We start from the raw sequence: 10,656 nt of genomic DNA on the forward strand, positions 1-10,656 counted from the left end.
CTCCTGGCTCGGCGTCGACGGGGCGGGCGGACGTACGGCACGCACGTCCGTCGCGGTGCCGTGCCACAGAATGCCAGCCGGCACCGACATCACGGCGCCGCCGCCCCGTGGTTCGCGTGCCCTGTCTCGCCCGTACTTCCACGGATTCACCCGGTTCGGGGATCGGGTGCCCGTCCACAGTGGGTCGTCAGCCGACGGCGGCGCGGGCCGCCGCCAGGAGCTCCTCCGCGTGGGCGCGCGCGAGCCGGGAGTCCTCCTGGCCGGCCAGCATGCGGGAGAGTTCGCGCACCCGGTCCTCGCCCTCCATCGCCTGCACGCCGCTGCGGGTCACGGAGCCGTCGTGGGTCTTCTCCACCACCAGGTGCCGGTCGGCGAACGCGGCCACCTGTGGCAGGTGGGTGACCACCACGACCTGCGCGCTCCGCGCCAGCCGGGCCAGCCGGCGGCCCACCTCGACGGCGGCCTTGCCTCCGACGCCCGCGTCGACCTCGTCGAAGAGGTACGTCGGCACGGGGTCCGACCCCGCGAAGACGACCTCCACGGCGAGCATCACCCGCGACAGCTCACCGCCCGACGCGCCCTTCGCGATCGGGCGCGGCTGGACACCGGGGTGCGGGGCGAGGAGCAGTTCGACCTCGTCGACACCGTGCGGGCCGAAGGCGACGGCCCGGCCGCCGGCCTCGATGCCGGACTCCGCGTCCTCGTCGGCCAGTTCGGTCCGGCCGATCCGGAAGCTCACCCGGGCGTGCGGCATGGCGAGTTCGGCGAGCTCGGCCGTGACCGCCTCGGCGAATCGCTTCGCCGCCTCGGTCCGGGCGTCGGTCAGCATCCCGGCCAGCACGCCCAGTTCGGCGCGCAGGGCGTCGCGTTCGGCGGTGAGCCCGTCGATCCGGTCGTCGTCGCCCTCCAGCTCGCCCAGCCGTGCGGCGCTGCGCTCGGCCCAGGCGAGGACGTCCGTGATGTCCTGCCCGTACTTGCGGGTGAGGTGCGCCAGCACCGCGCGCCGCTCCTCGACGACGGCCAGCCTGCGCGGGTCCGCGTCCAGGTCGGAGGCGTACCCCGCCAGCTCCCCGGCCACGTCCGCGACCAGGATGCCGATCTCGCCGATGCGTTCGGCGAGCGCGGCGAGCGCCGGGTCGTGGGACCGTACGGCCTCCAGCGCACGGTGCGCCCCGGCGACGAGGGTGGCCGCGTCGACGGCCTCCGACTCCTCGGGGTTCCCGGCGAGGGCCGCGTGCGCGACGGTCGCGGCGGAGGCCAGGGCCTCGGCGTGGCCGAGCCGCCCGGCCTCGGCGGCGAGTTCGGCGTCCTCGCCGGGCAGCGGCTCGGCGTCGGCGATCTCCTCGAGCCCGAAGCGCAGCAGGTCGGCCTCCTGCGCGCGCTCACGGGCACGCGTGGTCAGCTCGGTCAGCTCGGCGGACACGGCCCGCTGCCTGCGGTAGGCCTCGGCGTACTCCGCGAGCGGCCCGGCCACCGCCTCGCCCGCGTACCGGTCGAGGGCCTGCCGCTGCCGGGCGGGGCGCAGCAGCCCCTGCTGGTCGGTCTGGCCGTGCACGGCGACGAGGTCGTCCGCGAGCTCGCCGAGCAGTCCCACGGGCACGCTCCGGCCGCCCACGTGGGCCCGCGAGCGGCCCTCCGCGGAGAGCGTACGGCTGATGAGCAGCGTGCCGTCGTCGAGCTCGGCACCCGCTTCCCCGGCCCGTACGGCCGCGGGCGAGCCGCCGTCGACCACAATGCGCCCCTCGACCACCGCGGCCTTGGCGCCGACGCGCACCAGGGCGGGGTCGGCGCGCCCGCCGAGCAGCAGTCCGAGGCTGGTGACGACCATGGTCTTGCCCGCGCCCGTCTCACCGGTCACGGCGGTGAAACCGGGTGACAGCTCGACCACCGCGTCATCAATGACGCCCAGGGACCGGATCCGCATCTCCTCCAACACGGATACGACGATACGAGGTTCCCCGGCGCCCCCGCGACGCCCTCCCCCACCAACCCTCCTGGGGACAGCCCCACCACCGGTCCGGGTGACGGCTCCATGGTTCCGGCACATCCCGCGGAGGAGCCTTGCACCCATGAACGCACGCACCCGCGGCGCCGCCCTCCTCGCCACCGCCGCCATCGCCCTGACCACCCTCGAAGGCATCGGCAGCGCGCTCGCCGCGCCCCGTCAGGCCTCCGCCCTGGAGGGCACCTGGCGCATGGACGGCTACGGCACGATCGTCTCCGTCGAGAACGGCGGGCGCCGGCTGCGGATGTACGACACCACCACCGTCAGCTGCCTGCCGGGCGTGACGGACGCGACCGCCACCGGCACCCCCGGCACCTTCCGGCAGGGCACGGACGCGCCGATCACCGTGACGGCGCACGGCCACGACCGCGCGGAGCTGTCCTTCGCCGACAACGTGGGCCACCGCACACTGCGCCGCATGGCCGCGCTGCCCGATAGGTGCCAGGAGTCGGCCAAGGACAACCTCCGGGTCTTCGACGTCCTCTGGCAGACATACGCCGAGAACTATCCGTTCTTCGCCAAGAAGCACATCAACTGGCAGGACGTCCGCAAACGGTTCCGCCCGAAGGCCGCCGCCGCGGCGAACGACAAGGAACTGTTCACCGTCCTCCAGCAGATGATCGAGCCACTGCACGACGGCCACACCGGCATGGTCGACAACCCCGGCAAGCCCACCATGGGCTTCGGCGGCCACCGTGACGACGTCGCCCTGCCGAACCCCGAGGAGCGGGAGAAGCTGCTCAGGACGGTCGACGAGAGCACCGGCCTCGCCGCTGACCGCTGGCACCGCTGGGCGGACGGGCAGATCGCGTTCGCCGAACTCCCCGGCCGGGTCGGCTACCTGCGCATCACCGCCTTCCAGAACCTCGCCAAGGGCGGCTTCGACGCCGACAGCAAGGCCCTCGACCGAGCCCTGGACGAGGTCTTCGCCTCCACCCGTACACACGGACTCGTCCTCGACCTGCGTCTCAACGGCGGCGGCTCCGACCGGCTCGCCCTGCGGGTGGCCGAGCGGCTGACGGACCGGCCGTACACGGCGTACCTCAAGCACGCGCGCGACGACGCCCGTGATCCCCGGAAGTTCACGCCCGCCGAGCCCGTCACGGTCCGCCCGCACCGGGGCCCGGTCCGGTCCGGCCCCCTGGCCGTCCTGACCGGCCCCCTCACGATCAGCGCCGGCGAGACCCTCACCCAGGCCCTGACGGTCCGCCCGGGCGAGACGAAGAGCTTCGGCGGGAACACCTACGGGATCTTCTCCGACGAGCTGGAACGGCGGCTGCCGAACGGCTGGCGGTTCTGGCTGCCCAACGAGGAGTTCCTGAGCGCGAAGGACGGCCGGACGACCTACGACATCACGGGGGTGCCCCCGACGGTCCGTACGGACGTCTTCACCAAGCGGGACCTGGACACCCACCACGACTCGGCCCTGACGAAGGCCCGCGCCTGGCTGGGGAACCAGACCGCGTCCGGCGGATCTTCATCGTAGGTACGGCGCGTGTGGCACCGCCGGACTGCCCCGTCGTGGCTGATCGCCGCCGCGACGGCGAAGGACTCGGGGGCACGCGCCCCCGGACCCCGGGGTCCCGGGAGACTGCCGGCCAGGCAGCAGGCATTCCGACCACCCGGGGGCCCGGGCCCCGGGGCGAAGCCCCGGGAAAAAGCCCGCCGCAACGGCGCGGTACCACGACGGCGAGGGTCCGGCGGAACACACGATCACCGCAACCCGCATCCCCCACGAGCCGGCAGGCTAATGCGGCGCCCCGCGCCAACCGGCCACCGGCAGCGCGAACTTCGCGACCAGCCGGTCCGTGAACGACGCATGGTGCAGCCGGGCCAGCCGCACCGGCACGATCCCCCGCCGCACCTCGACCCGCGCGCCCGCCGGAAGCTCCACGCTCCGGCGGCCGTCGCACCACAGCACGCCGTTCGGGGTCTGCGGCTGCACCTCCACCGCGAGCACCGAGTCCGGTGTCGTCACCAGCGGCTTGGCGAACAGCGCGTGCGCGCTGATCGGCACCATCAGCAGTGCCTCGACCTCGGGCCACACCACCGGCCCGCCGGCCGAGAACGCATAGGCCGTCGACCCGGTCGGTGTCGCGCACACGACGCCGTCGCCGCCGAACCGGGAGACGGGCCGCCCGTCCACCTCGGTGACGACCTCGAGCAGCCGCTCCCGCGCGGCCTTCTCGACCGACGCCTCGTTCAACGCCCAGTCCGTGTGCACCACATGACCGTCCGTGCGCACCAGCACGTCGAGGGTCATGCGCTCCTCGACCTCGTACGCACGGGTCACGACCCGGTCGACGACCTTGTCGAGGTCGTCCCGCTCGGCCTCGGCGAGGAAGCCGACCCGCCCCAGGTTGACGCCGAGCATCGGCACGCCCGAGATCCGCGCGAACTCCGCGCCCCGCAGCAGGGTGCCGTCACCGCCGAGGACCACCAGCAGCTCGCACCCCTCGAGCACGTCCGGCCGGCCCGGGCCGGCCTCGACCCGCTCCACCGAGGCGGGCAGCGGCAGATCGGCGGCCTCCTCCGCGAGCACCCGCACCCGGATGCCGCACCGCAGCAGTCCCTGGACGACGAGTTCCGCACTGCGGATGGCTGCCGGACGGCCGGTGTGAGCGAGCAGGAAAACGGTGCGTCGCCCCACGCCCTCGGTCTGTGCTGGTGTTTCTGAAGTGGTCAACGGGGCCCCTCCGCCACTGCACGGTCAACGTCCGCCGGGTCCAGTTCGGGTGCTCCGGCGCGCAGCCACAGAAAGTACTCGACGTTGCCGGACGGCCCCGGCAGGGGGCTGGCCGTGACGCCGAGGACGCCGAGCCCCAGCCCGGCCGCCTGCCCGGCGACCGTACGCACCGCCTCGGCCCGCAGCTGCGTGCTGCGGACGACACCGCCGCTGCCGAGCCGCTCCTTGCCGACCTCGAACTGCGGCTTGACCATCAGCACGAAGTCCGCGTCGGGCGCGGCACAGCGCACGAGCGCGGGCAGCACCAGGCCGAGCGGGATGAAGGACAGGTCGCCGACCACCAGGTCGACCGGCTTGTCGTCGATCTGTTCCAGCGTCAGCTCGCGGACGTTCGTACGGTCCTTCACGGTGACCCGCTCGTCGCTCTGCAGCGACCAGGCGAGCAGCCCGTAACCGACGTCCGCGGCGACAACATGCGCCGCACCCGCCCGCAGCAGCACGTCCGTGAACCCGCCCGTCGACGCGCCCGCGTCCAGTGCCCGCCGCCCCTCGACCTTCAGGCCGAGCGGGACGAACGCGGCGAACGCGCCCGCGAGCTTGTGCCCGCCGCGCGAGACGTAGTCCGGGTCGCTGTCGTCCTTGGCCACGACAAGAGCGGCGCTGGTCTCCACCTGGGTGGCGGCCTTGGTCGCGGTCGCACCGCCGACGGTCACACGGCCTGCGGCGATCAGCTGACTCGCGTGCTCGCGCGAACGGGCCAGCTTGCGGCGCACCAGCTCCGCGTCGAGTCGGCGGCGGGTCACTGCCACGTGCGGTTCAGCTCCTGTTGTCGTACGGACGGGCGAGGGGCCGGTCCAGCGCGGCCAGCGCGTCACGGAGCCCCTGGTGTACATCCTCGTACACCTCCAGGTGGCCGCTGACGTCGAGGTGGTCGGCGTCGGTGAGACGGGCCAGCCGCCCGTCCACTCCGGCGTTGCCGGTGGGGTGCCGCGGGACGCCGAGCGGATTCGGGTCGTTCATGGTCCCGACGCTACCTCGGAACGGGTGCTTGTCCGGTGTTCGCCTCCACCCGGTGTACCGTCCAGGGCAATGGCCACCATCGAGGAGTGCCTCGACGCACTCGACCGGCTTGCGGCGAACCTCGCGTCGGCGAGCGGCGAGCTCCGCAGCGCCGCGATGCTCGACCGCTCGCTGAGCTGCCACGTCACCGACCTCGACACCACCTTCGTGGGCCACCTCAGGGAGGGCCACCTCAAGGAGGTGAAGGCGGTCGAAGGCGTCCCGGAACGCCGGGCCGAGATCGCCCTGGAGATGGCCGGCGACGATCTGCTCGCGCTGGTCGACGGCCGGCTGAACTTCGTCCGGGCCTGGACCTCGGGCCGCATCCGCATCCAGGCCTCCCTGCGCGACGTACTCCGGCTGCGCTCACTGTTCTGACGGAACGGGCTACAGCCCCAGGCGGGCCAGCGCCTTCCCGGCGTCCAGGCCGCACGACCCGTCGCCCGCCGCCGTCCAGGCGGCACCGCACAGCGCCCGCAGACCGTCGACAGGCTCGCCGCCGCCCTCGAGCACCAGCTCGTCGCCGCGCACCGACGCGGTCCAGCCGCCGCAGCCGAAGCCGTCGCCCGCCGCCGCCACGGCCGGCTGCGCCTCGAGCAGCCCCCGCAGATCCTCGGCCACGTACGTCGGCCGGTGCTCCGGCTTCGCCGCGAGCAGCACGGCCGCCGTGGTCACCCCGGTCAGGACGAGCAGCGAGTCCACGCCGCCCGCGTGCGCGCCCTCGATGTCCGTGTCGAGCCGGTCCCCGACCACCAGCGGCCGCTCCGCGCCCGTGCGCAGCACCGTCTCGCGGTGCATCGGCGGCAGCGGCTTCCCCGCGACCTGCGGCTCGGCGCCCGTGGCGATGCGTACGACCTCCACCGCCGCGCCGTTGCCCGGCGCGATGCCCCGGGCGCTCGGGATCGTCAGGTCCGTGTTGGACGCGAACCACGGCAGGCCCCGGCGCACCGCGTACGACGCCTCCATCAGCCGCGACCACGGCATCTCCGGCCCGCCGTAGCCCTGCGCCACCGCGGCCGGGTCGTCGTCCGCCGACTCCACCGGCACCAGGCCGCGCTCCCGCAGCGCGACCCGCAGCCCCTCGGCACCGATCACCAAGACCCTGGACCCGGCGGGCACTTGGTCGGCGATCAGCCGCGCCACCGCCTGCGCCGAGGTGATCACCTCGGCCGGCTCGGCCGGTATGCCCAGCTCGGTGAGGTGCGCGGCCACCGCTTCCGGGGTCCGCGAGGCGTTGTTGGTGACGTAGGCGAGGTGCATCCCGCCCGCGCGGGCCGCCTCGAGCGACTCCACGGCATGGCCGATGGCCTCGCCGCCCGCGTACACCACGCCGTCCAGGTCCAGCAGTGCCGTGTCATAGGCCGTGCCGAGCCGCTCTGCGCTTCCGGCGGGACGGGTACGGACGCCTTGGTTCATGCCGGGTCCACTCCTTGTGCTGTTCGTCTCTGTTTCGATCATTGCTCATCCGGCCGTGGGACATAACATTTCCCAATGAGCACTCCAGACCGAGCAGGGAAGCAAGGTCTCCAACTCGCTCCCTTCCGAGGGCTGCGTTATGTCCCCGACCGCGTGGGCAGTCTCGCGGCCGTGACCTCGCCACCGTACGACGTCGTCGTACGGCCGGACGGCCTGAGGCATCTGGAGACCGCCGATCCCCACAACATCGTCCGGCTGATCCTCCCGCAGGCACCCACCGCGGCCGAGCGCCACCGCCAGGCCGCCGAGACCCTGCGCCGCTGGCAGGCCGAACGCATCCTCGCCCCCGATCCCGAACCCGCGCTCTACGTCTACGAACAGCGCGGCGAGGGCATACTCCAGCGCGGTCTCATCGGCGCCCTGCAGCTCACACCCCGCGAGGAGGGCATCGTCCTCCCCCACGAGGACGTCATGCCGCACATCGTCGAGGACCGCGCCGCCCTGATGCGCGACACCGGCGCCAACCTGGAGCCCCTGCTGTTCTCCTACCGGAGCAACGGCAGCGAGCAGGGCGCCGCCGCCGTCATCGAACGCGTCATCCGCTCCGAGCCGCTGCTCTCGACGACCACCGACGACGGCTACGCCCACCGGCTATGGTCGGTCACCGGCCCGGACGACCTGTCGCTCATCGGCGACGACCTCTCCCGCCAGCAGGCCCTCATCGCCGACGGCCACCACCGCTGGGCCACCTATCTGCGCCTGCGGGCCGAGCAACCGGAGCCGGGGCCCTGGGACTTCGGCCTCGTCCTGCTCGTGGACACCACCCGCTATCCGCTGCGGGTACGCGCCATCCACCGGCTGCTGCACGGCCTCCCCGTCGCTGAAGCGCTGGCGGCCCTCGGCGACGCCTTCCGGGTACGCACGCTCGACGTGGCACTGCCGCGCGCCCTCGAGACACTGGCCGAGGCCTCGTCGTCCGGCAAGGAGGGCAACGCCTTCCTGCTCGCCGGCGACGGCCGCTTCCACCTCCTCGACCAGCCGGACCCTGAACTGCTGGCCCGTACGGTTCCGGCCGACCGTCCCAAGGCGTGGCAGGAACTCGATGCGACGGTCCTGCACTCCACCCTCCTGGAACACGTCTGGCAGGTGCCGGACGCCCCCGAGTACATCGGCTACATCCACGACACATCGGCCGCCGTCGAGCAGGCCGAACGCCACGGCGGCACGGCCGTGCTGATGCACCCCGTCAGCGAGGACGTGGTACGCGAACTCGCCGAGCAGGGCGTCACGATGCCCCGCAAGTCGACGTCGTTCGGCCCGAAACCGGCCACGGGGCTGGTGCTGCGGAGCCTCGCGCTCAACTGAACCGAGGGCGGAACCCTTTCGGAGTTCCGCCCTCGGCACGTCAACGATCAGCTCTGCTCTTCGCCCTTGTCCTTGCCCGCCTCTTCGGCAGTCTCAGCACTCTCGGCGTTCTCTTCCGACTCTTCCATCGCGTCGGTGAACTCCACGCCGTCCAGCTCGGCGAGCCGGTCGGAGGCGTTCGTCGTGCCGCCCTGGTCGGCCTCGAGGGCCTTGGCGAACCACTCGCGCGCCTCGGCCTCGCGGCCCACCTCGAGGAGCGCGTCGGCGTAGGCGTACCGCAGACGGGCGGTCCACGGCTGGACGGAGCTGGACGCCAGCTCGGGGCTCTGCAGCGTCACCACGGCCGCCTCCGCCTGGCCCATGTCCTTACGGGCACCGGCGGCGACCAGGCGCATCTCGACCTGCCCCGCCTTGTCGAGCTTCTGCACCTCGGGCTCGCCGGCCATGGCCAGCGCACGCTCCGGGCGGCCCATGCCACGCTCGCAGTCCGCCATCACCGGCCACAGCTCGACCGAGCCGGTCATCCGGCGGGCGGCCCGGAACTCGGCCAGCGCCTCGGAGTACTTGCCGGTCGCGTACGACGCGAAGCCGGCGGCCTCGCGCACGGCAGCCACACGCGACGCGAGCCGCAGCGCGACCCGCGAGTAGCCGTACGCCTGCTCCGGGTCCTCGTCCAGGAGGTTGGCGACCATGACGAGGTTGCGCGCGACGTCCTCGGCAAGGGTCTTCGGCAGGCTCATCAGCTCCTGCTTGACGTCCTTGTCGATCTCCTCGCCGGTGACGTCGTCGGGAATCGGCAGCCGCTTCACCGGCTCACGGTCGCCACGCTCCCGGTCACGGTCGCGGTCGTCACGACGCCCGTACCCCCCACGGGAACGGTCGTCGCGCCCACGGTGCCCGCCACCCTGGCGGTCCCGGTCGTCCCGGAACGAACGCCGCGGGCCGCGGTCGTCATCGCGGCGAGGACCGCGGTCATCACGGCGGTCGTCGCGGCGGAAGGAGGGGCGCTCGTCGCGACGGTCGTCGCGGCGGAAGCCACCACGGTCGTCGTCACGGCGGGGGCCGCGGTCATCACGGCGCTCGTCACGACGGAACGACGGACGATCATCGCGACGGAAGCCACCGCGCTCGTCATCGCGGCGAGGACCGCGGTCATCACGACGCGGGCCGCGGTCGTCATCGCGGCGGGGGCCGCGGTCGTCACGGCGGTCGTCGCGGCGGAAGGAGGGGCGCTCGTCGCGACGGTCGTCACGGCGGAAGCCACCACGCTCGTCATCGCGGCGGGGGCCGCGGTCGTCACGGCGCTCGTCGCGACGGAAGGACGGACGGTCATCGCGACGCTCATCGCGACGGAAACCGCCACGCTCGTCATCACGACGAGGAGCGAAGCCACCACCAGGACGACCACCGCGGTCGTCACGGCGGAAACCACCGCGGTCATCGCGACGGTCATCGCGACGGAAACCACCACGGTCATCGTCACGACGCGGGCCGCGGTCGTCACGGCGGTCGTCGCGACGCTCGTCGCGACGGAAGGACGGACGGTCGTCACGGCGGTAGCCGCCGCGGTCGTCGCGGCGGAAGCCGCCCCGTTCACCGCCGGACCGGTCCCCGGAAGAGTTGGTGGACATCGAGGTGACTCCTGTCTTCAGTCCCACAGTCATTCTCGCGCAGCCGATCGGCAGACGCTCATCGAGAATTAAAAAGGCAAATGCAAATACAAAAAGGACCCCTGGTCGCCGGCGTGTACGCCGGGACCAGGGGTCCTTGAAAGATTGTTCGGCGGCGTCCTACTCTCCCACACGGTCCCCCGTGCAGTACCATCGGCGCTGAAAGGCTTAGCTTCCGGGTTCGAAATGTAACCGGGCGTTTCCCTAACGCTATGACCACCGAAACCCTATCGGGTTCTAGCGAACAAGCACACTTTTCAATTTAAGTAAACCAGTTCACCGGTGCGACTGTTCGCAACCCGGGAACCACACAGTGGACGCGAGCAAATGAGGACAAGCCCTCGGCCTATTAGTACCAGTCAGCTCCAACCGTTACCGGTCTTCCACACCTGGCCTATCAACCCAGTCGTCTACTGGGAGCCTTACCCACTCTAAGGTGGTGGGAGTCCTCATCT

Annotated in this window: 10 protein-coding genes and 2 rRNA genes; 4 read left to right on the top strand and 8 right to left on the bottom strand. The window is 72.4% G+C overall.

Annotated features, from left to right (window positions below; translation table 11 throughout):
- Positions 1-187: 187 nt before the first annotated feature.
- Positions 188-1,948 (bottom strand): DNA repair protein RecN, encoded by a 1,761-nt coding sequence (recN, locus tag ACV530_RS02495; RefSeq protein ID WP_494330540.1) that lies wholly within the window; start codon positions 1,946-1,948, stop codon positions 188-190.
- A 121-nt stretch (positions 1,949-2,069) separates the two neighbouring features.
- On the opposite strand from recN, the gene ACV530_RS02500 reads away from it, so the two are divergent.
- Complete coding sequence (locus ACV530_RS02500) at positions 2,070-3,491, top strand: S41 family peptidase (RefSeq protein ID WP_494330512.1); 1,422 nt, start codon at positions 2,070-2,072, stop codon at positions 3,489-3,491.
- A 261-nt stretch (positions 3,492-3,752) separates the two neighbouring features.
- Here ACV530_RS02500 and ACV530_RS02505 read toward each other — a convergent pair whose 3' ends face one another.
- The 3 genes from ACV530_RS02505 to ACV530_RS02515 are packed head-to-tail and all read right to left on the bottom strand — an operon-like array spanning position 3,753 to position 5,711.
- Positions 3,753-4,691 (bottom strand): NAD kinase, encoded by a 939-nt coding sequence (locus ACV530_RS02505; RefSeq protein WP_494330513.1) that lies wholly within the window; start codon positions 4,689-4,691, stop codon positions 3,753-3,755.
- Positions 4,688-5,494 (bottom strand): TlyA family RNA methyltransferase, encoded by an 807-nt coding sequence (locus ACV530_RS02510; RefSeq protein ID WP_494330541.1) that lies wholly within the window; start codon positions 5,492-5,494, stop codon positions 4,688-4,690. Before ACV530_RS02510 ends, ACV530_RS02505 begins: the two co-directional genes overlap by 4 nt.
- 13 nt (positions 5,495-5,507) lie before the next feature.
- The gene (locus tag ACV530_RS02515; RefSeq protein ID WP_494330514.1) at positions 5,508-5,711 is read right to left on the bottom strand and encodes a hypothetical protein; all 204 of its coding nucleotides are present in this window, start codon (positions 5,709-5,711) and stop codon (positions 5,508-5,510) included.
- A gap of 69 nt (positions 5,712-5,780) precedes the next feature.
- Here ACV530_RS02515 and ACV530_RS02520 point away from each other — a divergent pair, with 69 nt between their 5' ends.
- Entirely contained in the window at positions 5,781-6,128 is a 348-nt protein-coding gene (locus ACV530_RS02520; protein ID WP_494330515.1) for a sterol-binding protein, read from the top strand.
- 9 nt (positions 6,129-6,137) lie between these two features.
- Here the strand turns inward: ACV530_RS02520 and ACV530_RS02525 are convergent, their stop codons facing one another.
- Complete coding sequence (locus ACV530_RS02525; protein WP_494330516.1) at positions 6,138-7,166, bottom strand: HAD-IIA family hydrolase; 1,029 nt, start codon at positions 7,164-7,166, stop codon at positions 6,138-6,140.
- 75 nt (positions 7,167-7,241) lie between these two features.
- On the opposite strand from ACV530_RS02525, the gene ACV530_RS02530 reads away from it, so the two are divergent.
- Positions 7,242-8,531 (top strand): DUF1015 domain-containing protein, encoded by a 1,290-nt coding sequence (locus ACV530_RS02530; RefSeq protein WP_494330517.1) that lies wholly within the window; start codon positions 7,242-7,244, stop codon positions 8,529-8,531.
- A 47-nt stretch (positions 8,532-8,578) separates the two neighbouring features.
- Here the strand turns inward: ACV530_RS02530 and ACV530_RS02535 are convergent, their stop codons facing one another.
- Positions 8,579-9,331, bottom strand: coding sequence for a tetratricopeptide repeat protein (locus tag ACV530_RS02535; RefSeq protein WP_494330542.1), 753 nt, complete (start codon positions 9,329-9,331; stop codon positions 8,579-8,581).
- Positions 9,332-9,424: 93 nt separating this feature from the next.
- Here ACV530_RS02535 and ACV530_RS02540 point away from each other — a divergent pair, with 93 nt between their 5' ends.
- On the top strand, positions 9,425-10,234 hold the full coding sequence (locus ACV530_RS02540; RefSeq protein ID WP_494330518.1) for a hypothetical protein: 810 nt from the start codon (positions 9,425-9,427) through the stop codon (positions 10,232-10,234).
- 74 nt (positions 10,235-10,308) lie between these two features.
- On the opposite strand, the gene rrf is transcribed toward ACV530_RS02540, so the two are convergent.
- Both rrf and ACV530_RS02550 read right to left on the bottom strand, forming a co-directional pair.
- A 5S ribosomal RNA gene (rrf, locus tag ACV530_RS02545) occupies positions 10,309-10,425 on the bottom strand.
- Positions 10,426-10,530: 105 nt separating this feature from the next.
- Positions 10,531-10,656, bottom strand: a 23S ribosomal RNA gene (locus tag ACV530_RS02550); the annotation flags it as partial.

The sequence above is a fragment of the Streptomyces sp. SX-6 genome (assembly GCF_059089585.1).